The organism is Ktedonosporobacter rubrisoli, from assembly GCF_004208415.1.
Taxonomy (GTDB): domain Bacteria; phylum Chloroflexota; class Ktedonobacteria; order Ktedonobacterales; family Ktedonobacteraceae; genus Ktedonosporobacter; species Ktedonosporobacter rubrisoli.
This window is the reverse complement of sequence record NZ_CP035758.1, coordinates 2,450,809-2,474,089: the sequence shown is the minus strand read 5'-3', so window position 1 is coordinate 2,474,089 and position 23,281 is coordinate 2,450,809. Positions and strand designations below refer to the sequence as shown.

The window sequence follows — 23,281 nt, the reverse complement described above, 5'->3', positions numbered from 1 at the left end:
ATTCTCAAATTTACAGCCAGGTTAGGGTTTGCGGCAAGCACAGCAGAAGTGGAAAGCGCCCGGTACGCATTGCCTGAGCAAGTGCCTCTCGCTGCTGGAGAGGGGCAGCATCAGGAAGCAATGCCTTCCACGTCCCTCCATGAGGGAGGAGCTCCAGAGGTGGAAGTGCTCCTGCAGGATGAGCGTGCCCCATCAACACCGGGAGGAGCCGCTGATAGAGCTCATGGAAGACAACATCGCTCTCCGCTTTCAGGGTCAGAGCAGACTGTGAGGAAGCAGAGGGAAGCGTAAACCGTTTAAGGTACTGCTTGACTGCCTCCAGGCAAACTTCTAGGGGACCTTCAGCCAGAGACGACACGCTCTTCTTGTGCTCATTCTTCCCAAGAACAAACGAGCAGCTCTTCTTTCCCCTCAGTGAAGAAAGGACGCCCTGTTTGTGTCCTATCCATGAAAATTACCAGTGATAGAGCTAGGGGAGCAGAGCATCGTCTCTTTGCCTCTCCCTTTTCTGGCGCCCCAAAACGAACCACAGCTCGTTCTTTTCCTGCCTCTGATGCGCCCATTCACGCGACCTGATCTCTTGTATTGTAGCAACGAGGCTTCCTTGAGGGCTCGGGAGCGCATACATAGGGCTCTTATGAAGGATACTGGCCTCCCTACAACGGATATTCGTCATGACAAGCAAGCCCTTTCTGCTCTTGGAAACATCGTAGAAAGGGCTTCCTCCTACGCCAAATCCCCCGATGCTTGTCTGTACCGGTTCTCCTCCTCTCACATGTGCTCCGCTTGGCCGCAGAGCAATGGAAGGGCTGTAGCCCACCAAGGAAAAACAGTCAAGGTGTCCCGTCTCTGCTTGCTGGCCCTCTCATCTGGCTGGCCCTGCTGCGGTGAGCCACGTATCCGCTGCCTCGCCGTGAGCGCTCTGCTGGTAAATGAGGCGAAAAGTGGTTCTTACACCCTCTCGGTGAGAGGCTCTTCAAGAGCACTGGCTGGAAGGTGTCCTGAGCTGAGCGTGAGAAACAAGAGCCATCAGAAAAATAAGCTCATCCTTCACCGAGAGGGTGTAAGAACCGATTTTGATCCAATTTACTAGCAATACAGGCAAGTACCTTCGAAAGTGGATTGAATCGTCCACACTTCCGTTTCCTGCTTAGACGGTCAGAACAGAATGTGAGAAAGTATTTCAGTCATAGAGATGGGCAACAAAGCGCAGGAGCACAAGAGTATGAGTCACTTTCAACCGAAAGTAACGGTGTATCGGGGAAAGAAGTTTCGCAGTCGGATAGAGGCGAGGTGGGCCTGCTTTTTTGATACGTTAGGGGTCGAATGGATCTATGAATTTCAGCACTACGATTTTGGGGTGAAAGCAGTGTGGGACGATGACGAGTTCAGAGAATACCTGAATGAGGCTCTCTACGAGAATTATTGGGATAACAGAGAAGATATTATTCGGGAAGCCTATCGGCATCGATACGCCCGGCAGATGTACCTTCCTGATTTTTGGTTGCCGACGTTCAATCATTGGGTTGAGATTAAGGGCAAAGCGCCCACACATGAAGAGCAAACGAAGGCAAGCCAGCTAGCACGCAAGTCGGGTAAACCCGTCACGATTCTCTGGGGGCATATCTTCCCAGATCCCTACCATCCGGATGCAATCTGGGGAGATTGCACGGAAGTGTTTGGAGAAAGCTGGAACATTATCGCCGTGCTTGCACTCACCTATCGTATTACTAACATGGATCACGCCTTTGCCGCAGCCCGATCCGTTCGGTTTGAAAAGGAGCGAGCATAGTCGTTCTCCGATCCCCTTGTTGGCAAAAAGGTGGAGCCAAAGACGGGGATTGATGTGAGAGAGAAGGATGCGACGGACCAGACTCCTGCCAATGCCAAAGAATCCATTGCCCAACAAAACGACCGGGGTCATGATGCTCCTCGTCGTGAAATAAATATGGGCCCTTCATGGTGCGGTTTTCCGGTGGCGATGAAACGTCGTTTTGAACAATGGTGGGAGGTCACCGAGAGGCATCGGGGACGATGCCGAAAGCCCAGATAGCAGGATTGCGCAGTCATTGTGCATGGATCTCTGGATTGGCACTGCAAACGTAGTTGTCAACCTGGGCGTCCCATACCCAATCATGTACGCCACAGACAAGGCACGCTCGATTTGGAGGAGCGGGCCGCTGGTGGAAGGGAGGCAAGCTGTTGCTCTGATGTGGTCAGTGCATTGGTAGCAAAGAGATCGTCGGTCATTAGGAAAAAGCCCCCTGGGTGTACGGTACTTCCTCTACTGGAGCACATTGCAGAAGAAGCGACCAGTTCGTCGCGTCGATGGGCAAAGAGAAGCGAGCTCTTAACGGAGAAGTGGCCTCACCAACCACGAAAGGCGAGCCTCTCTAGTTGAGGATTGCCTGTGCTTGGCAAGCAGGTCTTATCCCAAAGAAGGAAGTTGATTGCACTTAGTGGTGGAATTTATTATGGAATGCCACTGCTGTTGCTATTCCTTGTAGAAGCCCCACCATGCCTCCTACAATTGCACCTTCTATTGCTCCCTCCCTCATAGCTTCCCAAAGGGTTTTTCCTTTTCTCTTCTTTAGATCTTTTTCCTCAAGAAGATAGGCTATGCTTGAAAATAATCCTTCTCTGGTAGCATTGTGTATTCCTCCAACTACTAGACCAAAAGTCAATCCAGTTATTGCCCCAATAACCATTCCCCGTATGACTAAAACAAGTCCGAGGAACAGCACAAGAGCAACTACCCAACTAAAGCTTCCAGCTCCAGAACCGGCTGGTACCCAACCAAAGCTTCCGGCTCCAGTTCCAGTAGCACCTCCTGAAGCAAGGAGAGTAACAACTATACCAGGAACATGAGTAGGATCATTTCCGAAAAGCAGCGTAGCCGGTCCCATACCACCTGCAAACCAACCTACTACTGTACCGACAAGTACATCTATGATGACACCTGCTGGGACAAGATTGCGTGACTTCTTCGATGTTCCCAGATCCACTGAATGGTGCCGTGCGGCTGGCGGAGAAGAGGTTTCCAACTCTTCTTTTTTTCGATCCACTTGAAGATTCTGCACGAGCGGACCAATTGACTCGCTTGAGGATATTCCTTCTGGGCTTTTTCGTACGAGATGGTGCTCTTGAGAAGACAAGAGGTGAGACAAATGCTCCACTAGTGCACCGACAAGGAGATCTAAAGTGGCTGTTGTCACAAACGTTGGGATACCCGTAAATATATTGAATGAAAATAATTCAGAGAGGAGCTTCTCGCCGCCTGGAGATTTCAGTGGAAATCTCCTTTTCAGGCAACCGATAATGAGCGCCGCTATTGCTCCTTCTATTGCTGATGTTAAGTAATTCACCAGACTCATGGTTGTGTTCTTTGGAAAAGCAAGAAACATAGAGAGTACAGAAGGGAAACTATACGTTACCACTGCGAAGGAAATAGAATAGATAACAGATATACCAACGATGCCCACAACCACTAATCCTAGACCTGCTATAATTGTCTGGCCCACTTGAGCAACGCTGGAATTGCGCATGCCTTGTTGTTGAGTAGGCGACCTCCTCTTCCTTGACTGTCGCCGAATGGGCTGACGTTTCCGAGTGGATTGGTTCCCCTTCCCTGACGATTGTAGAATGGGCCGGGGCTTCCAATTGGATTGGACGCTCTCCTTCCTTGACGGTTGCGAAATGAGCGGGATTTTCCAACCCTGATCTGGTCTGGGCGTCTGATAGCTCATGATCGTCTCCTCACTTCCAGGCTGGTATTCTAAGATAAACACACCAAACTCTTTGAGTCGATTTCCGTTTTCTATTCACTAAATAGACGTATCACCGAGATAGACGTAAAATGTACTTCGCTATCCCACACTGTATTCCGACGTGCTCTTTTCACCCTCAGTTCGCCTCTTCAAGGTCGCAGGCACCAGTCGGGCATAATCTCGGCCTCAAAATGGTCACAGATTCCACAGGATGAAAGCCGAAGCGTCCTCGAAACATGACCCTCAGTTGCCCACGACTGTATCTTGCTTCCATCACTTGCGCCACTGCCCAGCTCACCCGTGTACACGGACTCATGGCTTGTTCCCACAGCGCGGTCTTGATCTCTTCAAGATCGGTTGACTGCATTTGCCCCTCCTTGTTCGTTGTTGCACACAGCCTCCCCAGTGGTGAGCCCAAAGAACTGGTGGTACGGCGCAGGCGGATGAAAGAACGTGCAGAGGTCTACTTGAATGTCAAGAGCAAGCGCAGCAGCGCAGGCAGCATGAAAGACGTGGAAGCCCACATCATCATTCATGATCAGTGGATATGCTAAAAGTGGTTTTCGGCAGTACGAGCAGCGTTTCGAGAGATTCTTCATCCCGGCTCGCTTTCTGTGTTCATCGGTGACGATGAGCATATGGCTCTTCTCCTAATCAGCAGAACTCCTCCTGGAGCGCGATTTGCTCCACTGAAAAGCGTTGACAATAGTGGTGAGGTTGACAAGTGGGTTTGCCACAGCCTACTGCCCATCTATGTAAAGCATGTTATGCGGAGGTTTCTCAACGTGGCTACCGCTCTCTTCCCCAAATTTACTGATCATTTGCGATGAGTTTGGGATCACTTGTGTGTCCTAGAGGTGAAAGGGAATTGATCCCTCTCACACATCTCGTTTAAAGAGGAAAGGACACCATCTTATGCGCAACATTATCGAACATACCATCGTCTCGTTAGATGGCGTTTTCGACGGAGCAGCCATCTCAGAAAAGAGTGAGAATCGACACATTCCTAGATTTTCTCCCTACCGCGACGAGGCGTATCTGCTCTACGAATTGGACCAGGCGCTAGCATGCGAGGCGTTGTTGATTGGTCGCACGACGTATGAGGACTTTCTCACAATTTGGCCGGGACGTACCGACCCGTGGTCTGAGAGGATCAATGCCATGCCCAAGTATGTCTTCTCCTCAACGCTGGAAAAAGCCGACTGGAACAACGTGACCATCGTTCGAGGTGATGTCATTGCTGAAGCGACCAGGCTCAAGCAGCAGGAAGGACGCGATCTGCTCATCTATGGACATGGACTTCTCGCAGAGACGTTGCTCAAGCACCACTTGCTCGACGTCCTCGATCTCTCGATCCATCCGCTTGTTCTCGGGCAAGGGGAGCATCTCTTCCGGCAAGGCGAAACCGCCGCATTGAAGCTTGTTGCGACAAAGAGCTTCTCCAAAGGCATTGTCAATCTTACCTATGAACCACAGTACTGATGGGGAGCCTTCCTCCGCGCAGCTCCATCATGCGTTGAACGTCTCCTGTTACGTACCTGCTAAAATAGACAGAGGAAAGAGAGAGTCGGAAAGGTACGCAGAACATGACACAGAAAAAACAGTACAGTGCCGAATTTAAATTCAAGGTGGTGCTAGAGAGCTACCAGCGCGATACGACGATAGAAGAGGTGTGCCGCAGGTTCGGCCTGGCCTCCTCGGTGATCCATCGGTGGCGCAAGGAGTTTCAAGAACACGGCCCCGCCGTCTTTGCCGACAAACGGGACCAGGAGGCACGCCGCAAGACACAGGGATTTGCTCCTGGGGAGTCGCCCGACGAACTCAAGCACTTGATCGGCGAGTTGACGGTCCAGAATGAAATCTTAAAAAAATCCCGCGGACTGCTGGACCACTAACCAAGCAGCAGAAAGTGGAACTGGCGCGCACCTTGTGCGCTTCCGGCAGTCCGATCAACAAAAGCCAGTTGGCCCGCACACTCGGCATTGCACGCAGTAGCTTGTATACTCATCCGAAGCGTCCCAAGATGGATAAGGAACTGGCGGTGCGCATTGAAGCGCTGCATGAGCACGATGACACCATGGGGCATCGCAAGCTGGCGGTCCTGCTAGGCACGGGCAAGAATCGCGTGAAGCGAATCATGCGCAAATATGGTCTTGCAGCCCGACGCAAGCGCAAGAAATACGTCTATCCCGGCAAAGCAGCGCAGACCGCCCCGAACCTTTTGCGTGAGGGCAGGGACGCTCAGGCTCCCGATGTCGTCTTTTCGGATATCTTCGAGGTGCGCCTGGCCGATGGGTCGCGGGTGCGGGGATGTTTTGCCTTGCGCAAGCAGACGCGCCACATTTTGGGGCTGGCCTTCGATTACCACATGCGCGCCCACCTGGTGACGGAGCTGATCCAGACGCTCTCATTCGAGACGCCCGGCTGGATCTGGCACAGCGATCAAGGTAAGCAGTATGGAGCTGAGCCAACGCGCACCCTGCTGTTGCAGAAAGGGTTTCTGCAGTCGATGAGTCGAGCCGGAACGCCGACCGATAACGGCTATGCCGAGCGCTTTGTGGGCCTCTTTAAGCTGGCTGTAGCTGAGCGGCGTCCTTATCGCAGCCTGGGCCAGTTTTTGCAAGCCGCTCAGAATTGGGTCAATTTTTACAATCGAGAACGCCCTCACGAAGGATTAGGCAATCTGTCTCCTCAGCAGTATGCTGAGCTACATAATTTGGAGCGGATCTCCTCTCTTTCCCTTCTTTAACTGTCTAAAGCCTTAGGTACTTGACATCCCGAGATCCACCAGTACTGTGGTGAATGGGGAATGTCCAAGCCGCGCTTACCTATCTTCGAGTAGGGGCGGCAGGGCAAAGCGTGAGAGGCTGGACACCTCCAGGAACGCGACCAGGCTAACAATCTGGGCGCGTTCCACCTCCAGAACCATCAAGCCAACAAGCTGATAGTCGTCTGCAAGAGCCTTCCGCCGATAGAGTCCGAACGCTGGACTGCCGTTGGCGCGAGTTGGAAGCAGGTGCCATTGCAAGCCGGGAGGAAACAGACTCGTCTGCAATAGTGTGGCGATAGCCGCTCGTCCCTGGTACCAGACAGGAAGCGGCGGCATGGTGAACCAGGCATCCTCTCGCAGCAGCGCCACGAGACCGGGGATGTCAGCTTGTTCCCAGAGGGTTACATAGCGATCAAGCAGCTCTTGTAACTCTTGTCGAGGTAGAGCCATTTGCACCTCGCTTCCAACATTGCGCTGGCGCAAAGCCCGTCGAGCACGCTGCAAGGCGGAGTTGACGGCGGGAACCGAGAGGTGAAGCCATTGGGCGACTTCGGAGGCTTCCCACTCCAACACTTCACGCAAGAGCAAAATAGCCCGTTGCACGGGAGTTAAGTGCTGCAGCGCCATCAGAAAGGCCAGGGTGATTCGTTCGCTCCTCTCCGCGCGGTCTTCGGGATCAGCCTCAGGAGCTGCGAGCAGATCATCGGGAAACGGTTCCAGCCAGATCGGCTCCCGCAGTCGTGGAGGTGCAGGGCTGCTAGGATCGCTCGGTGGATGGGTTTCTGATGGCAAGAAACGTCGAGGAGCACGTGCGAGCCGATTGAGGCAGAGATTGGTGGCGATGCGGTACAACCAGGCACGGTAGGATTGTGGACTGGTGAGCGTCGCACGTTTCTCCCATGCTCGCAGCAAGGTCTCTTGCACCAGATCTTCAGCGTCGGAGAGCGAGCCCAACATCCGATAACAATGCACGAGCAGTTCACGTCGATATGCGCCCACCAGGATCTCGAACGCTGACTCATCGCCCGCTTGAGCAGCAAGCACCAGGGCGGTTTGGGGTGGTGTCTCCATTGTGTCCCTCTTTCTGTTGTTTGGCAGTCATCTGATCTGATCTCGAAGGCGCGTCGCATCGCAGCCGTAGGATGTGAGGAACACGCCAAACGCCAGTCAAACCAACGACGCTGTTGGCAAGTTGGCTCAGTCTGTAAGGTGGTCCTCCTCGAATTAGGATGAGGTTGCTTCCTGCGGATTCCCACCTCCATCTGGCAGAGGAAGTTGGATCACACCCGGCACCCCTCTCAGCTTTTTCCGCGCTGCATAACCAGGTAATTTCAGAAAGAGCAGCCACTCATCAGGTCCGAACGTCCACAGCTTGGCTGCGGAGACTGGTAGCCCGTCTCGATGAGGCGCGGATTTTTTACGCGCTCGATGTGTTTATTCTCCTCCGCCCACTCCATGGTGTAGAAGGCCAGCTCCGTGTCCTGATATTCGATCTTGAGCGTGCTGGTGTCAAGGCTCACCTCAACTTCCCGTTTCGCTAGCCCGGATTCTGCATAGAAGCACCACCGACGAAAACGGATCTATCCTGATCGATCAAGCCGGCGAGTAAACGCTGTCTCCATTCACCAATGAGCGGATTCTCTTGCTTTTTGCGAATCTCATTGGCAACTTCAAGCGTGACCACACGGGACGCTTTGCGGGCATGTGACTTGTCATCCAGCCCCTTGACTCCCTCTTGCACCCAGCGTTTCAGCGTTGTGTCCACTGCCTGTTTGCTTCCTTGCCAATACTCAGCAATGGAAGCAACGGACCATCCTTCCGCGTGAAGCTGCACGATGTTGTGGCAACACTGCGCAGGATCGGGAATGGAGTTCAAGAGAGGGAAGCGGCGCATAGTGATCGATGGAGGCGGGCCAAAAGCCAGTACCATCTTAATTGAATGGTAAGAGGGTCGCCGCTGAAAACGAGCATCGCAAATTTCTGCAATTTCACGGATGGACATGTTGGGCATTTCCACGCGCAGGTCGACGATCAACTGGCGCATATCTGGCGGCAGGCTTCGTGCTGTCTCCAGTGGCTGCTTACGGGGCCTGGAAGCAAAGAAGCTGACCATGCCCTGCTCATCAAAAGCGTCGGCTTTGCGCTCCAGGCTGGAGGGCAGCTCTCCTGTCTCTTGTGTCCGTTGAATAGCCGGATCACCGAAAAGTACGGCAGGTCTCAAGAGTTCATAGGCCGTCTGCTCCGGCCACAATGTATAGTGTTGAATGGTTTGCCAATCTTCGATGTGCTCTCTCTGAACACGCTTGCGCTTTGGCATCGCGTACCCCCAACACGATGAGATAGGCTGATGAGTCAATCGTACCCAGATTTTTTGCCATTTTCAAGTCTCCTGGCGTTTTATGCCCAATTTGAGTGCGCACCCCTTTCAAGCACCATGGGTCTCCCGCCATTTTGATGAAAAATACTGGCTGTTTGCTTGATCGACACGGATTTTCATGAGTTTTTTATGCCATCGGAAACATCCTTCTGCTACACTCATACCATGAGCGATCTGGAAGGAGATGATGGAAGGAGTTCACCCGATGGCATCAGAAGCTCATCCAACGTTGTTACCTGATTCAGCGTGTTTACATCTGGTCTGCCTGCAAGCATTTCCTAGACGCATTACAGCCGTGGTGGCAACAACTTTTCCACAGGCGCAGTGCCCAGTATGCCTGCACTCCTCAGAAAAAGTGCATTCACGGTACACACGTCTGGTCGCTGATCTGCCGTGGATGGGCTGGGCAGTACAGCTTGACCTGCATACTCGTCGGTTCTTTTGCCAGAATCCAGAATGCTCACGCCGGATTTTTACCGAACGGCTTCCTACCGTCGTTGCTCCCTATGCGCGGCGTACCAATAGACTCACGGATGTCTTCACGCTCATTGGATTTGCCCTGGGTGGAGAAGCAGGGAAACGCCTGGTGGCAGGCATGGGTCTCTCTAGCAGCCCTGACACACTGCTTCGACTTATCGAGCGCGCCCCAGAGACCGCTCATGCTACTCCTCGTGTTCTTGGAGTCGATGACTGGAGCTTTCGCCGGGGTCGAAAGTTCGGCACGATCCTCATTGATCTGGAAAAGCGCATTCCGATTGAACTCTTGCCCGACCGTGAGGCGTCTTCCCTGGCAAAATGGTTACAAGAACATCCGGGAGTCGAAATCATTAGCCGTGATCGCGGTGGGTCCTATGCGGATGGTGCCACTCTTGGCGCGCCACAGGCACAGCAGGTAGCAGACAGGTGGCACATCCTCAAAAATTTGGGAGAGGCTCTGGAAGGCTTTTTCATCAGCAAGAAATCCCATCTGAAAGCCGCCATGCTGGACCCAACAGGAGTGGCCACGAATCCTTCCCCCTTGCAAGAGAGTCCTATGGGCAATACCCGCAGGCTCGAAGAAGTGAGCAGAGAGCGCCATCAGGAAAAGGTGGAAATGTATCGAAAGATTCATGAACTGCACGCGAAAAAGGTCCATCAGGGGATCATTGCACAATTGGTAGGAACCAGCCGCCAGACCGTCACTCGCTATATTCACATGGACCAACCGCCGGAGAGAAGAACGCCGCGCCGTACGCGCACGCACTTGCTCGAGCCGTTCAAGCCCTACCTCATCGAACGCTGGAACGATGGTTGCCGCAACGCCTCAGAACTTTACCGAGAAATCGTCAAAAGAGGATACGCGGCCTCGATGTCCAATGTGAGCCGTTTCCTCAAGAACTTGCGCACGACGAAAGGCAAGCCCAGAGGATTTAAGCAGGTGGAACCGACTCCAGAAGCCATCGCGACCAAAAAGGATGCACAGGTGCGGCGTCCGCCGACAGCACTCCAGGTAGCACGATGGATGAGCTTTACAGAGGAGCAGCGGCTGGACTGGCAAAACGCCTACCTGATCCGCCTGTGTGAAGCTGACCCGATCATCGCCCAAACCTTTTCTCTGATCCAGGACTTTGCCACGATGCTGCGAGAGCGGCAAGGAGAGCGGCTGGATACCTGGCTCAAACAGGTCGAGTCCCAGGAGGTCGCCGAGTTGAAAAACTTCGCACGAGGACTGCAAAAAGACTATGATGCTGTCAAAGCAGGGCTCACGCTCTCCTGGTCTCAAGGTCCTGTCGAGGGACATGTTCACAGATTGAAGCTGTTAAAGCGTCAAATGTATGGCAAAGCGAGCTTCGAGACGTTACGCAAGCGGGTGCTGCAATGCTCCTAGTAAAAGCTTCTGAGGCGAACACGTCCCCGAATCATCAAAATGGCGGGAGACCCAGCACCATACGGCGAGGTGTCCCCCAGAGAGGCATTGTTTGCATGAGGAGTGATCCCATTCAGATCCACATGACGGATGCCATGCCCAGAACGATGGTTCTCAGGACAGACTTTGAGAATGAGGAAAACTCGGCAGAGACGTTTTGTAATTCTCCCAGTTGGTGTTCCTGTGCGCATTGTTCAATGGCGATAGAAGCCTGAATCATGTTTTTTGTCCTTTGCTGCTCGTCATCTCCTGATGCCAGATTTCTCAGAGCGGCGGGGCGACAAGGAGGAAAATGGTCACCTTTCTTTTAAAATGGGCTAGATAAAAGTTTCATTCAGCAGAGATGTCCTCTCTCATTTCTGTCCTTTGCGTGACCAGGAGGTGAGCGGCGTCAGCGCAAGCCCGTATCTACGCACTCGAAGCCCACTGCATCTATCCACAGCTTGCCCGAACCTTCTATTGAGAAGTTGAAAAAAGCAGTGAAGGCATCGAGGGGGACCTCGATGACGAGTTCCAGGCGTGTCCAATCACAGAGGTCTGTGGCAGGATGGAAGATAGTATGCGTCTCATAGGTACTGGTAGGAAGATATACTCCTGTAGACTCGTCCAGTTGCTTGGCTGGAGGTCCAGCCACGTGCAACTGCATCATCACCTGCTGAATGTGCTCGCTTTTGATGTGCGTAAGCAGGCGCAGGCGCTGCCCTTGATACGGGTGCGCAAGAAACCCTTCGTGGTGTACGAGTGCCCCAATTGGGGCCATGGCATGGACAGGCGATTCACGGAGATCTATTGCCAAACTGGCCGGACCTGTGTGGGTGGCCTGAGTGTCAAGACGGTAGCTGGTGCACTCAGGATTGCCTAGGAACTGCCAGCCCTGCAGACCTTGCGCGAAATCTCTATTCCATGGCTCTTTTTTGAGGAACAGGGCTTCTGGGCTTGTCTGCATCAGAGGCGCAATCGCCTCAAGTTGCTGTTGCAGTGTCGCACCATATTCGATCAGGTTGATCCATCTCCTTGCAGAGACCGCATCGCTCACGTTGATAGGAGTATGCAACTGTAGCGCCAGGGAGAGCGCATCACCCAGGCCTGCCGCGATCGTATGCTGGCTGTACTGGTCACGCAGATGCACCTGCGCATAGAGCATCTCATCTTGCAGGACATCAATACAGATCCTTTCCAGTTCGCCGCCTGACGCCTGGAGGAGTTTGCTCAAGAGATCAAGTGTGCGTGGTCGCATGAGAGCAGTCGTGGCTGTATCCATTTCCAGCGAAGCATGAAGAGAGATGCCTTCCACTGAAGTGCGGTCGAACTGACACACCGTGAGCAGCATAGCGCGCTGTCGTTGTTCGTCTACAAGGAGCATCCTTGTAATAATTGTTTACGATAACAACAAACCAGGCTAACAGTTATCGAAGAAACCAGCCAAAGCCGGGGAGGCTCAAGGAAAAGTTACCCGAAAAACCTTGCCAAAAGTTAACAAGAGGACGGCCTGCCTGGACAAAAATGAGGAGAGGATGGGGGAGCAAAAGGTTCCTTGCTCCTCCATCCGAGCGGTTTCAAGCGGAATCTTTAGCCTCTTCCTGCCGCATGCGGCTGCGAAAGCGATAGGACTCTCCCACAAATTCGAGAATGTGCGATTTGAATGTAAGTCGGTCGAGAAGAGCCGCTGTCATGCGTTCGTCCCCAAAAATTGAGTTCCAGTCAGCAAAACGTAAATTCGTGGTCAGGATAATGGAGACTCGTTCATGCAAATCGGAACAGAGCTGAAAGAGCAATTTTGCTCCTTCACCGGCAAAAGGGACAAACCCTAACTCATCAAGGACCAACAAATCCAGCTTGGTAAAGTGAGAGGTGAAACGGGACAGTCGCAGGTCTTTTTGGGCCGCTTGCAAGTCATTAATGAGATTGGCGACGCTGTAGAAACGAACATGCTTTCCTTGCCGACAGGCTGCCAGCGCCAAGCCGCTCGCAATGTGCGTTTTGCCGAGTCCCGGATTTCCGATCAAGATAATCGTTTCGGCTTTTGCAATATAGCCTCCCGCAGCCAGTTCCAGCACCTTTTGTTTCGAGATATTCTCAACGGCGGCGAAGTCGTAAGAGGTAAGATCCTTGAGGACAGGAATCTTGGCAGCAGCTACCGCCCGTTCAATTCGATGAGCCTCACGCGCTGCTACTTCTGCCTCACAAAGAGCCAACAAAAAGCGCTCATAGGACAGATCTGTACGGGCGGCATCCTGGGCGTATGTTTGGTAATTCTGGGCAAAGGTCGGCAGGCGAAGTTGTCTGAGATAGCTTTCCAGCAGGGCTTGATGTTGCATGGGCGTTCCTCCTCTACCAAGATTGCTTCAACAATTGTTCATAGCGAGACAAATCAATGGGTTGGTTGCCAACAGCATCCAGATCTGGTCGGTCTGAGAGATCCAACGGGGCAGAGGTTGGGGAAGTGCTGATCTGATGCAAGCAATGCAAAATACCATCGAGATGGATACATCCCAGATCCAGGGCTTGTTCAACTGCTTGAGCGACTTCCTCCGAAGGATAGTCTTGGTGAAGCATGAGCACACGCACAAACTCTTGTATTCCCCGTCCTTCGGGCCATTTCTCGCGCAACTTTCGTAGCAGAAGATGGTAAGACTCCGGCCAGTCTCGACGCCATTTTTTGAGTGGTTTGGCATGGTCAAATGCTCCTGGTCGTTGCTCAAGCAGGGGAAGGTAATGAAAGGGATCAAACAGGTCTTGCTCCCTGCCGTAACAGCGAGGATGGCGTGCCAGAACAGTCGTCCCATCCAGAATCTCAACGTGAAAGGGATAGGCTTTGACCGTTACAGCACTCCTCGCCCGTTTGACCGGAACAGAATAGCGATTCGTTTCATAGGTGGCTTGGCTGTAAGGCGTCAGGCGTGCAGTCGTGATCTCGCAACAATCGTAATCGAATGTGGGCAGCGGGCGCAGGGCAGAACGCTCCTCTTGCCAGGCTTGTCCAATGGTCGTAGGTTGACGGGAAACGCGTCGCTCATCATCAGCCAGACAACGCTCCTTGAGAAGTTGATTGAGTTCCTCAAAAGATGCGACCTCTGGAAGAGGAACGAGGTAGTTGCGGCGAACGAAACCAACGCCATGCTCGACCTGGCCTTTCTCATGAGCACCTTGCAAACCAACGGTACAAAAATGCGACTCAAACAAGTAGTGGCTGCGAAAAGACTGAAACGCTCTTTGCTCCTGACGAGGCGGTCGGCCTCGTTGTTTTGGGCGATCAAAAGCCATTTTCACCGCTGTTGCCAGGTTGTCATAACTGATGCGATAAGGAATGCCTCCAAAGTGGTTGAATGCCAGAACATGACCATACAGAAAACTTTCCTGCTTCTGGGTAGGAAAGGCGGTAACAAAGGTGCGACGCGAGTAACAGAGCCGCATGGTAAAGATCTGGACCTTCTTGCGCTCTCCACCCAGGACGACGTATGCTTCTCCCCAATCGCATTGGGCATCTTGGCCGGGTTCAAACTCCAAAGGAAGAAAAACTTCTTGCTTGCGCGTTCGATTCCACTCCGCCACATGTTGTCGGATGCGAGACTCACATCCTTGATATCCCTCGGTTCGGATGATCTCAAAAATTTTGGGGGAAGTGTATTGCTGTTTGCGAGGAAGCTGTTCATTTTGTTTCAAAAGTGCGTCTACCCGCGCTTTGTAGGGTCCAAAGACAGGAGCCAAGCGAGAACGAGAAACAGGATGGGGGCAGAAGGCGCATCCTCCAGTGCTTGTTTGATAGCCTCACGGCTGCGTTGTTCTTCATGCGCTATCTGTCTGATGCTTTTATGATCAAAATGGTAGGCACGCCGTATCCGTTCACGCTCGTCAGGGGTAAGCATATCGCTCTCTCCTCTCGACTAAGCCATTTGCTATTCTCGATCTCATCGTACCTGAGAAGAGGGAATGATGGCAAGGTTTTTCTTTAACAATTTCGCCTTTTTTACACTTTATTACCAAATTGTCATTAACTTTTTATTGCAGCCTGATTGGTTGGTTAAGGTAACTTTTGGAGGATAGGTGGTAGGCATGTTAGGCTCATCCTCACATTAAATGAGCTTGGTTACTTGAACCGCTGTAAAGTTTTCTGATAGACTCTCATCGATGGTTGTGTGTTGTTACGTTGCAAGGAGAACATCATCGATGAGCCAGACAGACCCCACTTCGCCCTTTTTACCTCTGCCAGAAGGGGTGAGCATCACCTCTGTTGAGGAAGACGCAACCAGTGTCTTGGTTCACATTGCTTGCCATCACCCATGCGCGCTCTGTCCAGGCTGTAGCTGTTCATCTGATCGGATACACGGAGCCTATGTCAGGACCGTGGCGGATCTGCCAGCTGGGGGTCGGCGCGTCATTTTGAAGCTGAGAGTGCGCCGCTTTGTCTGTCCCACATCCACTTGCTCACACAGCATATTTACGGAGCGCCTCGATTCTCTGGTGCATTCCTATGCTCGCATGACCAATCGGCTTTCAGAGACCCTCCAGACACTTGGATTTGCCACCTGCGGAGAACTGGGAGAGCGTCTTGCACCCAAACTGGGGATGCAGGTTTCTGGACCAACATTGTTGCGCAGGATGCGAGCACGCATCTACACCCCACCTACGTCTGTGCCCATTGTTGGGATCGACGATTGGGCGTGGAAGAAAGGTATGACCTATGGCACGCTGGTCGTAGACCTCCAAAGTCGTCGCCCGATTGAACTCTTAGAAGATCGCAGCGCCCAAACAGCGGAAACCTGGCTGAGATCGCATCCAGAGATTACATTGGTCAGCCGTGATCGAGGGGGAGATTATGCGGCAGCAGCCAAACGTGGTGCTCCACAAGCCGAGCAGGTGGCCGACAAATTCCATTTGCTGAAAAACCTTCGAGAGAGGATCAAGGAGGTAATGGACCGGAGACACTCCTGTTTACCCCACGAGGCTTCAACCAGGGCTGATGCGATCCCTGCTCGCGCACGAGGGATCAAAGGATCACCCACCAAGGAGTCAGTTCCCCCATCTGTCGAGGTGGCAGATGAAAAACACTATCGAACGATCCCGCCGACCCCCTATTGGCGACCCCCGCCAGACAATTCTCGACAATTACACCGGCAGGCACGACGGGAGAGGCGCTATGGCTTGTATGAAGAAGTACGAAGGCTGAACACGCTTGGGATTGGCGTTCGTGCCATCGCTCGACAGTTGAAGGTGTGCCGCGAGGTCGTTCGTCGTTTTCTCAAAGCTGAAGAGTATCCTGAAATGGCCTCACACCGAAGAGGACCACGGGGCAGCATGCTGGATCAGTACAAGCCCTACATCCGGGAGCGTTGGGAACAGGGCTGTAGAAACAGTGTTCAGCTTTACGATGAGATCAAAGCTCGTGGCTATACCGGGTCAACATCTCTGCTCAGAAATTTTCTTGCCAGTGTTCGCAAGCAATACAAGGCAGCGAGAGCAGTGGAAGTAGTACATCAGGCTTTAACCCCTCCCATCGAAACTTCGGCTTCGCCTCCTCCCCAACCCCTGGTGAAACGTCGAATGTCTCCCACGCGGGCTTCCTGGCTTCTTGTCAGTCGATCAGAAAAACTGGATGAACAGCAACGCAAGTACGTTGAGCAAATCCGAGAAGGTCATCCCGATCTGGAAACAGCCTACCAATTAGGGCAACAATTTGTCATGATGCTGGCCGAGCATCGAGACAGGGATCTGGATGCATGGCTTCAGACCGCTGAACAAAGCATCCTTCCCGAATTCCGCAAGATGGCGAGGGGAATTCGTCTCGATTATGCAGCCGTCCGTGCCGCATTTTCGAGCATCTGGAGTAATGGTCAGGTCGAGGCGCAGGTCAATTGCCTCAAACTTCAGAAGCGGATCGTCTTCGGACGAGCAAACTTCGATCTCCTGCGGCTGCGCGTCCTCTGCCGGGTTTAGCCCTCGGCGTTCCGTTTCTACACACCCTCCCTCGTTGTACTCCCTCAAGAGAGTTCTTTTCTCACAATCAACCAAGCTCATTTAATGTGAGGATGAGCCGCATGTTAGTTATCGTAAACAATAATCATCCCCATGCGCTCAGCACTTTGTACATTCGCTACGTTGGCGGAAATCATCTGTGTTCCTCCTCTTTTTTATACGCCTGAGTATCTACTACTTCGATGCGAAAGCCATCCAGCCATACTTTTCCTGTGTTCCACACATTGAACACAGGATGCAAGCTAGAGGCATCCTCAGGCACATCGATCTCCAGTTCATACCGCCGCCAGTCCTGTGTAGGCTCAATGGGCGGTTCATTTTCTACCGAAAGGAAATCGGGAAATAGCTCCTGAGGATTTCGCGAAGGCATGGTCACGGAGAGATGGAGGCTGGCGCGCTGCACATCTTCTGTTTTTATGTAGGCCACCAGGCGAATGCGGCGCCCATGGTACGGCTCGGCCAGCATCTTCTTCATGGCACAATTGCACCATTCCCCGACAGTCCTGTAAGGTGATGAGTAAGGCAGGCTTTCCTGTGTAGGTCGTTTGGCTATCCAGACGATAGTCGCACTGTTTGCGGTCCAGGCGGATTGTCCAGTCGGCTAGCCCATCTACAAAATCCAACTTGCCAGAGCTTTTCGTCGTCAGGGGTGAGAATGTCGTGCTCACCAGTGCTATCAGGGTATCAAGCTGCTCTGCAAGGGTCGCTCCTTTTCCTTGGAGATCGATTCCTCTTTGCCGCCAGACCTCTCCGCTGACGAAAAATGGGCAGTGCAGTTGCACGGCCAACGGCAGCGCATCGTTGAGATGAGCCTTGAGCGTCTGCTTTCCGCGCGAACTGCGTAGGGAGAGCTGAGCATAGAGTATATGGCCCTGGAATGCATCGATCTCCACCTTCTTGATCTCGCTACCCAGCGAAGTCAGCATGGCAACCATCAAATCGAGTGTTGTGGGTTCGGCAACACGATCCTGCTGCGAGAACATTGAGAACATTTGCATGTGTTGCCGCAGGGTCATGTTCTCCTGCTGGGGAAACCAGAGCGGCATGGCACGCTGCTTGTGCCTATCTACCAAAATGACAGCGCTGCGGGCCTGCGTGTCCTGCTGCACCACTCTGGCTACTGTGACTGGGATCATCTTTTCCTCCACTGATCTGTTTGTTCCTCTATAGGCGAGTTCGGGATAGAGAGGTAGCAGGTGTGTACGTAGCTGTTCTCGTCCTTTGTGCAGGCGATTCTTCACGGCTGTCTGGGAGATGTTCAAGTGGCTCGCTATCGCCTGCACACTCAACTCTTCGTAGTAGAAGAGCTGCGCGACCAGGCGATTTTTCGGCGAGAGAAGTTGGAGCACTTCTTGTACCAGCCGTCGCAGTTCATCTGTCTCGATCATGGTCAGCGGGTCTACAGACAACTCGCCAGATCTGTAGGAGAACAGCCTTTGATGAAGGGTCTCTTCCTCCTGTGCTTCCAGAGAAAGAGATGGCCTCTGCGCTACGGTGCGTCTCCAATTGCGACAGACGTTGAAGACAATTCCATACAACCAATTTTTGAAGCGAGTGGGGTCCTGCAAATGGTCAAGCGAGAGGAACGCCTGGAGAATTGCCTCTTGTACCAGATCACGCGCGGTCTCCTCTTCACGACACAGGCGCAAAGCGAGACCCATTGCCATCAGTTGATAGCGTTCGATCAACTGATGAAACGCGTATTTACTGCCAGCGCGGGCCAATCTGACCAGCTCAGCATCTGATCTCTCTTCCATCGTATAGTAGGTAGCCTTTCTAACAGATGTATCTCTCTCTAGTGGTAAAAAGGAGTCAGAAGGTCTTCTCTTTTCAAGCCATGTTGCTCATCAAAATGAAGAAACGATACAAGCGATGATACCACAGTGTAAATTTGCGAACGAGGACTGGCGAAAGTTTGATACTGATGCTGTTGCGTGAGCTAGCATCATGAATAGGCGCGACACGAGGGTGTGTTTGCACTCAATGACGATACCTCTTTCGATTGCTGCGCTTTTAGGGGTGATAACATTTTTTCGTGCCATTTTTCCCGCTAAGGCACCTATGAGCTTTGTTCGCGGAGTTGGCGTTTGGTGATGTAGGTATTGAGCGCGAGATGGTTTTTCTACCCCAGGAGGGCAGCGATTTTGTGCACTGAGAGTCCCAGTTTCAGAAGTTCCTTGATCCTCTCTTGATCGGCGTCAAACTTGCTTTTCTGGAGCGTGCCTTTCGGCTTGCCCAACCTGACTCCCTGTTGTTTTTCGCCGCGAGCGCCTCCTTGGTCCGCAGGCTAATCAGGTCGCGCTCCAACTCTGCAAAAAAACGAAAAGAGGGTTATCATCACTTTCGAATGCATATCATGCTGGGAGATATCCAGATTCTGCTTGAGAATGATCACGCGGATGTTGCAAGCAACCAGTTCATTGATCAGGGCGATGACTTCAGCCGTACTGCGGCCTAGGCATGAAAGCTCGGTGACGACCAGGGTATCCATGTCGGTCAGCATGCGCAGGACTTCCTCGATCCGTCGTTGTTTGCTGGTCTTACGAGAAGACATCGTGATTTCGACAAACTCGTCAATCTTCAGGTCTTTTTTCCTGGCCCATTCCAGGATCTCTAACTTCTGGTTGTTGAGATCCTGTTTGTCGGCGGCGGTTCTCAAATAGGCAATGGTCTTGCTCATTTTTTGGGGTGTATCCTCTTAACCTGTTTTCTCCCACAAGACGGAGACAATCTGTATGGGTGAGAGCAAGTAGAACACAGTCCAGTCTGTATGTGGGATAACGTCCGTTTTCTCCTAGACAACGCCATGCTCAACTTCGGCCCACTGGTGACGTTTGTTGGACGACGAAAACAGTATCTGACATTGGTCCTATTTGTGTGTCGATGGCTTGTCGTGAGGTGGCCTCTCCTGCTATGGTAGCTCCATCCACGCTTCTCTACCCTATGAGGAGTGGCACGCTCATACGAAAGAGGATGCTTGTCCGATGCCCGTTGCGTTTCTCACGATTGAACAACGAAGCCGCTATGGCTGTTCTATCGGAGAGCCGTCTCCTGAACAACTGGCCCTCTACTTCCATCTTGATGACCGTGATCGTACTCTTCTCGCCCCTCGACGTCATGCCCATACGCGCCTGGGCTTTGCTCTCCAAATGAGAGCATCGAGTACTGGCGAGGGAAAGGGCTCTTGCGCTTTCGAGAACATGGTATTCCTGATCCGTCAAACGCCGCTGCTGTTTTTATTTACAGGCTTTTGGTACAGGATCAACGCAAGGGCTTTCTGCCCACTTCAATGGCTCCCGAGGAACCTGACTGGTGGTGCTGGCGGCAATCTGGCCCTGATGATAAGTGGATTCCATGCCCCATCCCTCTCCCCACAGATCTTCCTCCTGAAACAGTGCTCTGGACTCCTTGGGCAGGCGCCTCATGGGAGGCCTCGTGGCTCCTGGTCGGCCAGGATCGCAGGGCCATTCGCTTTGCTGGAACGCATCGCTCACGGATGGACGCGGGAGCCATTCGCTGACAGATAACGCCGGAGACGTTGGCGTGCTGGGAACCGAAACTTGCTTCCTTGCTCGATGAGCTTCCAGATGAAAAAACGACCCACTTGAACGGCAAGAACAGCTTCATAGTCTGGCGACGGTGGTCCTCCGACGAATTGCCCAAACGCGTCTCCTGCCTACCAGCTTTTGGTGAGGTGCTCTTACGGCATCTTGGGTTTGGAACCGAGAAACGTCATCAGCGGCCAGTAGGCACAAAAATCCTCCTGATTGACGAGTCCACGAAGCTGATCATAGATCGCCTCAAGCTCTTCCAGTTCAGAGGGGCCACGTGCCATTCGCCGTAAAAACGGGAGGCCATCTTGCAGCAGGGCCAGCATATCTGCAAAGAAGGTCTGGTGCGTCGGACTATTTGCTGATACGTCGATCATATAGGGAACATGCCGAAGCTGCATAAACCCTGCTTGTTCCAGAAGGAGCTTGACCATGGGAAGTAAGCCGTAATGAAGACCATCTGGGGAAAAGGTGCGATGATCGCGGAAAAAGGTGTCTGTCCAGAGGGTCATGTACTTCTCGAACACCGCATTATTAGAGAGGCTTCGTTCCGTCTCACAGAGACGAATGAGACCACCAGGCCGGAGAAGGCGAAGACATTCAGCCAGGAGGGAAGGCCACTGCCCAGGCAGCAAAAAAGAAAACCCCAGGCGCATATTCACCAGGTCGAAGGAGCCATCAGCAAATGGCAGCGGATGAGACAAGACATCCAGGATCTGGAAGGTTGCTGGACTTTGTTCCTCTTGAGCCTTCGCGTTGGCATAATTGATTATTCTGTGACTGATGTCCACTCCGACCACATGCATCTTCGGGTTTTCAAAGACAAGCTGGAGCACCCACTCCCCCGGACCACAGGCAAGGTCAAGCACATCCTGAATCCCGTTGCGCTCAGCTCGGCTTAGTTCGGGAAGGACTCCTCCCATACTCCGGGTGAGCATTTCGCCCTGGCCATCGAGCCGAACCAATTCTGTCAAAAGTTCTGGGTCTGTGACCAGGCGGTTCTCTCCAGGAGGAGTGGTCATCAGCATACAGCCTTTCTTTCGGGCAAAGACCATCCTTTGCCCACTCATATATGCTCTCGTGAGGAGGAGACACGGCTTCCTCTTCCCACACTCATTACCAGTATGAATGGAGCTATGCCTGTTGTCAAGCCTGCTACACCTTTGAACAGGGCTTTTTAGTGTACCGGAATTACCGCGAAAGCCTTCCAAGCAGCAATTGGAGGGCTTCGTGAGGATGGGCATCAAAATGCCTCATCTGCGAAGCCATATTGCAAACACCTAACCAATCCATCAAAGCCAGGATAGCGCTGTGTAAGGCGGCAAGCACTTGAGGAGCTCCTTTGATGCGAAGCTTGACTGGCATCCTCCTTCATGGTCACATCCCGACGATAATGGAGGCGATTCTCGATACACCAATGAGCTTGATTGAGCTCCAAAGGTCGTTTGGCACTGGCTTTGCGGCGTGGCAGAGCTGGCACCTGCCGGTGAGCAGTCTGCTGCTGCTGGGTATCCTCTTGAGCGGCCTGCCCCAGGCGCGCCTGCCGGCCTGGATGTCAGCACGCTTCTGGAGTGTGCTCGCTGCCTTGAGCGTCCTACTGCTCTGGCAAAGCCTGCTGGCGTGCGTAGGTCTGTTTGTGGCGCTCTCCCCAGCACGTCTGCTGCCGGCGGCTGGCTGGCGAGGTCCCTGGCGTTTCTCGCTGCCTCCAGTACCTCCTGGCTTTCTCTGGGCATTGGGCGCACTCCTGGCTCTAGAATCGGCAGCAGCAGGCAACGTTGCTGCCTCTATTCTGCTCAGTGGGCGCCGAGGAGGAGATCTGGCAGCAGGAGCTAGAGGAGGGCGATCTGTTGCTGTGCTGCTCTCCCACCTTAGCACAGGCTCTGTCCCAGGAGCACCTGCGGCAGCTCCTCCTCTCTTCCTCCGGCACCGTTGTCCATCTCAAGCAGTTCAGTGGGCTGATCTTGCAGGCTGCGCGCAATCGTGGTGGTCGCGAGACGATGAGCCTGCTACGGGAAGGAACGCGGGAGGCAGACAGGAGGAAAATGCGCATACGGACACGATGTGGAAAACTCTGCCACTGGCTGTGGAATTTTCCACGGCCCAACGCTCTTGTGCGGGGTGTTTGGACTCCTCCTCACTCCTGCCCTGGATTTGAAGGAGCAAGGAGGGATACTTCCCCTGCCACATCAACGAAGCTTAGTAGAGCTCTTGTGCAGAAGAGGATTGCACCTTCTCATCTTCCACTGCCCTAGCGCGAGAAGTTGTCCCATCGCTGTCTTTGCGTTTGCGTCTCCTCATATGGTGGGTCGGTTGTAAATCAACAACGACGATATACGAGATTAACAGCATATACACGTTGTAAAACTCTAACATTGATGAGGATGTAGGTGAGTGTATTGAGATTAGCAACGGAGTGCCCATTACAAACCTTGGGGCGCTCAATATCCCAGGACTTAGCTTGACTGTTGATGCGTTCAGCAGAGGTGCGTTGTCGATAGATTGTTTTGTAGGTCTGGGAGGTGCGATCCAGCAGCACTCTTTGGAGACCGCCGAGCTCGATATTGATGTCTTTGACACAACCTTTCTCCTTGAGAAATTGCTTATGCTCACAGGTTTGCCCCATCGGAACAGGATACAAGAGAGGACAACAGAAGCGTTGGGCGCGATAGCCATTGGTATGATCAAATTGGTAGGAGGCGAACATGCGCAGCCCTCTGTCACAACGGGGGGTGCCATCAGTTTCACGATTGGGCAGAGGGTGGCCATGAGCATTGATTGGAATAGCCGCGATGCCACCATGTTCGGCACAGGTTTGGTAGACATCCCAAGCATCAAAGGCAGCATCAGCGGTGACTTGGCGAGGACGGAAGCCTAGTGTAGCAACTATCTGTTGGTAGAGCGAATGGTAATATGTGATATCATTCTTGTTGAAAGGTT

At 52.8% G+C, this 23,281-nt stretch carries 24 protein-coding genes; 8 read left to right on the top strand and 16 right to left on the bottom strand.

Features of this window, described 5'->3' with window-relative positions; translation table 11 throughout:
* Positions 1-10 precede the first annotated feature (10 nt).
* Entirely contained in the window at positions 11-358 is a 348-nt protein-coding gene (locus EPA93_RS11350) for a hypothetical protein (RefSeq protein WP_129887464.1), read from the bottom strand.
* A gap of 867 nt (positions 359-1,225) precedes the next feature.
* Here EPA93_RS11350 and EPA93_RS11345 point away from each other — a divergent pair.
* The gene (locus EPA93_RS11345; protein ID WP_129887462.1) at positions 1,226-1,792 is read left to right on the top strand and encodes a hypothetical protein; all 567 of its coding nucleotides are present in this window, start codon (positions 1,226-1,228) and stop codon (positions 1,790-1,792) included.
* A gap of 664 nt (positions 1,793-2,456) precedes the next feature.
* Here the strand turns inward: EPA93_RS11345 and EPA93_RS11340 are convergent.
* Both EPA93_RS11340 and EPA93_RS11335 read right to left on the bottom strand, forming a co-directional pair.
* A complete protein-coding gene (locus tag EPA93_RS11340) occupies positions 2,457-3,482 on the bottom strand; it encodes a hypothetical protein (protein WP_129887460.1) in 1,026 nt (341 codons plus the stop codon).
* A gap of 421 nt (positions 3,483-3,903) precedes the next feature.
* The gene (locus EPA93_RS11335) at positions 3,904-4,134 is read right to left on the bottom strand and encodes a hypothetical protein (RefSeq protein ID WP_129887458.1); all 231 of its coding nucleotides are present in this window, start codon (positions 4,132-4,134) and stop codon (positions 3,904-3,906) included.
* A gap of 548 nt (positions 4,135-4,682) precedes the next feature.
* Between EPA93_RS11335 and EPA93_RS11330 the strand changes: the two genes are divergently transcribed.
* From EPA93_RS11330 to EPA93_RS11320, 3 genes are all read left to right on the top strand, one after another.
* Complete coding sequence (locus EPA93_RS11330; protein WP_129887456.1) at positions 4,683-5,249, top strand: dihydrofolate reductase family protein; 567 nt, start codon at positions 4,683-4,685, stop codon at positions 5,247-5,249.
* Between the two features lie 104 nt (positions 5,250-5,353).
* Complete coding sequence (locus EPA93_RS11325; RefSeq protein WP_129887454.1) at positions 5,354-5,662, top strand: transposase; 309 nt, start codon at positions 5,354-5,356, stop codon at positions 5,660-5,662.
* A 14-nt stretch (positions 5,663-5,676) separates the two neighbouring features.
* A complete protein-coding gene (locus EPA93_RS11320) occupies positions 5,677-6,516 on the top strand; it encodes an IS3 family transposase (RefSeq protein ID WP_165423033.1) in 840 nt (279 codons plus the stop codon).
* A gap of 75 nt (positions 6,517-6,591) precedes the next feature.
* On the opposite strand, the gene EPA93_RS11315 is transcribed toward EPA93_RS11320, so the two are convergent.
* From EPA93_RS11315 to EPA93_RS11305, 3 genes are all read right to left on the bottom strand, one after another.
* A complete protein-coding gene (locus EPA93_RS11315) occupies positions 6,592-7,608 on the bottom strand; it encodes an RNA polymerase subunit sigma-70 (RefSeq protein WP_129887450.1) in 1,017 nt (338 codons plus the stop codon).
* A 260-nt stretch (positions 7,609-7,868) separates the two neighbouring features.
* The gene (locus EPA93_RS11310) at positions 7,869-8,057 is read right to left on the bottom strand and encodes a hypothetical protein (RefSeq protein WP_129887448.1); all 189 of its coding nucleotides are present in this window, start codon (positions 8,055-8,057) and stop codon (positions 7,869-7,871) included.
* Between the two features lie 17 nt (positions 8,058-8,074).
* Positions 8,075-8,854, bottom strand: coding sequence for a helix-turn-helix domain-containing protein (locus EPA93_RS11305; protein ID WP_129887446.1), 780 nt, complete (start codon positions 8,852-8,854; stop codon positions 8,075-8,077).
* A 244-nt stretch (positions 8,855-9,098) separates the two neighbouring features.
* Here EPA93_RS11305 and EPA93_RS11300 point away from each other — a divergent pair, with 244 nt between their 5' ends.
* Positions 9,099-10,781, top strand: a complete 1,683-nt coding sequence (locus EPA93_RS11300; protein ID WP_129887444.1) for an ISL3 family transposase — start codon at positions 9,099-9,101, stop codon at positions 10,779-10,781.
* 112 nt (positions 10,782-10,893) lie between these two features.
* On the opposite strand, the gene EPA93_RS48300 is transcribed toward EPA93_RS11300, so the two are convergent.
* The 5 genes from EPA93_RS48300 to EPA93_RS11280 all read right to left on the bottom strand — a co-directional run bounded on the left by EPA93_RS48300 (position 10,894) and on the right by EPA93_RS11280 (position 14,686).
* The gene (locus tag EPA93_RS48300) at positions 10,894-11,040 is read right to left on the bottom strand and encodes a hypothetical protein (protein WP_165423031.1); all 147 of its coding nucleotides are present in this window, start codon (positions 11,038-11,040) and stop codon (positions 10,894-10,896) included.
* 171 nt (positions 11,041-11,211) lie between these two features.
* Positions 11,212-12,183, bottom strand: coding sequence for a bifunctional nuclease family protein (locus EPA93_RS11295; RefSeq protein ID WP_129887442.1), 972 nt, complete (start codon positions 12,181-12,183; stop codon positions 11,212-11,214).
* 193 nt (positions 12,184-12,376) lie between these two features.
* Positions 12,377-13,138 (bottom strand): IS21-like element helper ATPase IstB, encoded by a 762-nt coding sequence (gene istB / locus EPA93_RS11290; RefSeq protein ID WP_129887440.1) that lies wholly within the window; start codon positions 13,136-13,138, stop codon positions 12,377-12,379.
* A 13-nt stretch (positions 13,139-13,151) separates the two neighbouring features.
* Positions 13,152-14,483, bottom strand: a complete 1,332-nt coding sequence (istA, locus tag EPA93_RS11285) for an IS21 family transposase (RefSeq protein ID WP_242527385.1) — start codon at positions 14,481-14,483, stop codon at positions 13,152-13,154.
* Between the two features lie 8 nt (positions 14,484-14,491).
* Positions 14,492-14,686, bottom strand: a complete 195-nt coding sequence (locus tag EPA93_RS11280; RefSeq protein ID WP_129887436.1) for a hypothetical protein — start codon at positions 14,684-14,686, stop codon at positions 14,492-14,494.
* Positions 14,687-14,987: 301 nt separating this feature from the next.
* Here EPA93_RS11280 and EPA93_RS11275 point away from each other — a divergent pair, with 301 nt between their 5' ends.
* A complete protein-coding gene (locus tag EPA93_RS11275) occupies positions 14,988-16,754 on the top strand; it encodes an ISL3 family transposase (RefSeq protein ID WP_165422819.1) in 1,767 nt (588 codons plus the stop codon).
* A 353-nt stretch (positions 16,755-17,107) separates the two neighbouring features.
* Here the strand turns inward: EPA93_RS11275 and EPA93_RS11270 are convergent, their stop codons facing one another.
* The 3 genes from EPA93_RS11270 to EPA93_RS49660 all read right to left on the bottom strand — a co-directional run bounded on the left by EPA93_RS11270 (position 17,108) and on the right by EPA93_RS49660 (position 19,912).
* The gene (locus EPA93_RS11270) at positions 17,108-18,550 is read right to left on the bottom strand and encodes a bifunctional nuclease domain-containing protein (RefSeq protein WP_129887435.1); all 1,443 of its coding nucleotides are present in this window, start codon (positions 18,548-18,550) and stop codon (positions 17,108-17,110) included.
* Positions 18,551-19,080: 530 nt separating this feature from the next.
* Positions 19,081-19,473 carry a recombinase family protein gene (locus EPA93_RS11265; protein ID WP_242527384.1) on the bottom strand — a complete coding sequence of 131 codons (393 nt, stop codon included), beginning with the start codon at positions 19,471-19,473 and terminating at the stop codon, positions 19,081-19,083.
* Between the two features lie 256 nt (positions 19,474-19,729).
* On the bottom strand, positions 19,730-19,912 hold the full coding sequence (locus tag EPA93_RS49660; protein ID WP_242527383.1) for a hypothetical protein: 183 nt from the start codon (positions 19,910-19,912) through the stop codon (positions 19,730-19,732).
* Here EPA93_RS49660 and EPA93_RS49655 point away from each other — a divergent pair.
* On the top strand, positions 19,829-20,320 hold the full coding sequence (locus EPA93_RS49655; RefSeq protein ID WP_422877886.1) for a DUF4158 domain-containing protein: 492 nt from the start codon (positions 19,829-19,831) through the stop codon (positions 20,318-20,320). The genes EPA93_RS49660 and EPA93_RS49655 overlap by 84 nt on opposite strands.
* A 173-nt stretch (positions 20,321-20,493) precedes the next feature.
* Here EPA93_RS49655 and EPA93_RS11255 read toward each other — a convergent pair whose 3' ends face one another.
* On the bottom strand, positions 20,494-21,372 hold the full coding sequence (locus EPA93_RS11255; protein ID WP_165423030.1) for a class I SAM-dependent methyltransferase: 879 nt from the start codon (positions 21,370-21,372) through the stop codon (positions 20,494-20,496).
* Positions 21,373-21,689: 317 nt separating this feature from the next.
* On the opposite strand from EPA93_RS11255, the gene EPA93_RS11245 reads away from it, so the two are divergent.
* The gene (locus EPA93_RS11245) at positions 21,690-22,499 is read left to right on the top strand and encodes a hypothetical protein (protein WP_165423029.1); all 810 of its coding nucleotides are present in this window, start codon (positions 21,690-21,692) and stop codon (positions 22,497-22,499) included.
* 162 nt (positions 22,500-22,661) lie between these two features.
* On the opposite strand, the gene EPA93_RS50875 is transcribed toward EPA93_RS11245, so the two are convergent.
* Complete coding sequence (locus EPA93_RS50875) at positions 22,662-23,261, bottom strand: transposase (RefSeq protein WP_422877885.1); 600 nt, start codon at positions 23,259-23,261, stop codon at positions 22,662-22,664.
* Between the last annotated feature and the right edge of the window lie 20 nt (positions 23,262-23,281).

Coding starts and splice junctions, on each gene's coding strand:
- EPA93_RS11280 (WP_129887436.1), bottom strand. CDS start 14,686: ATGCTTACCCCTGACGAGCGTGAACGGATACGGCGTGCCTACCATTTT.
- EPA93_RS11245 (WP_165423029.1), top strand. CDS start 21,690: ATGCGAAGCTTGACTGGCATCCTCCTTCATGGTCACATCCCGACGATA.
- EPA93_RS11305 (WP_129887446.1), bottom strand. CDS start 8,854: ATGCCAAAGCGCAAGCGTGTTCAGAGAGAGCACATCGAAGATTGGCAA.
- EPA93_RS11325 (WP_129887454.1), top strand. CDS start 5,354: ATGACACAGAAAAAACAGTACAGTGCCGAATTTAAATTCAAGGTGGTG.
- EPA93_RS11265 (WP_242527384.1), bottom strand. CDS start 19,473: ATGAGCAAGACCATTGCCTATTTGAGAACCGCCGCCGACAAACAGGAT.
- EPA93_RS11315 (WP_129887450.1), bottom strand. CDS start 7,608: ATGGAGACACCACCCCAAACCGCCCTGGTGCTTGCTGCTCAAGCGGGC.
- EPA93_RS11275 (WP_165422819.1), top strand. CDS start 14,988: ATGAGCCAGACAGACCCCACTTCGCCCTTTTTACCTCTGCCAGAAGGG.
- EPA93_RS11255 (WP_165423030.1), bottom strand. CDS start 21,372: ATGCTGATGACCACTCCTCCTGGAGAGAACCGCCTGGTCACAGACCCA.
- EPA93_RS11295 (WP_129887442.1), bottom strand. CDS start 12,183: ATGCTCCTTGTAGACGAACAACGACAGCGCGCTATGCTGCTCACGGTG.
- EPA93_RS11345 (WP_129887462.1), top strand. CDS start 1,226: ATGAGTCACTTTCAACCGAAAGTAACGGTGTATCGGGGAAAGAAGTTT.
- istB (WP_129887440.1), bottom strand. CDS start 13,138: ATGCAACATCAAGCCCTGCTGGAAAGCTATCTCAGACAACTTCGCCTG.
- EPA93_RS48300 (WP_165423031.1), bottom strand. CDS start 11,040: ATGATTCAGGCTTCTATCGCCATTGAACAATGCGCACAGGAACACCAA.
- EPA93_RS49660 (WP_242527383.1), bottom strand. CDS start 19,912: ATGACGTCGAGGGGCGAGAAGAGTACGATCACGGTCATCAAGATGGAA.
- EPA93_RS11335 (WP_129887458.1), bottom strand. CDS start 4,134: ATGCAGTCAACCGATCTTGAAGAGATCAAGACCGCGCTGTGGGAACAA.
- EPA93_RS11270 (WP_129887435.1), bottom strand. CDS start 18,550: ATGGAAGAGAGATCAGATGCTGAGCTGGTCAGATTGGCCCGCGCTGGC.
- EPA93_RS11300 (WP_129887444.1), top strand. CDS start 9,099: ATGATGGAAGGAGTTCACCCGATGGCATCAGAAGCTCATCCAACGTTG.
- EPA93_RS11330 (WP_129887456.1), top strand. CDS start 4,683: ATGCGCAACATTATCGAACATACCATCGTCTCGTTAGATGGCGTTTTC.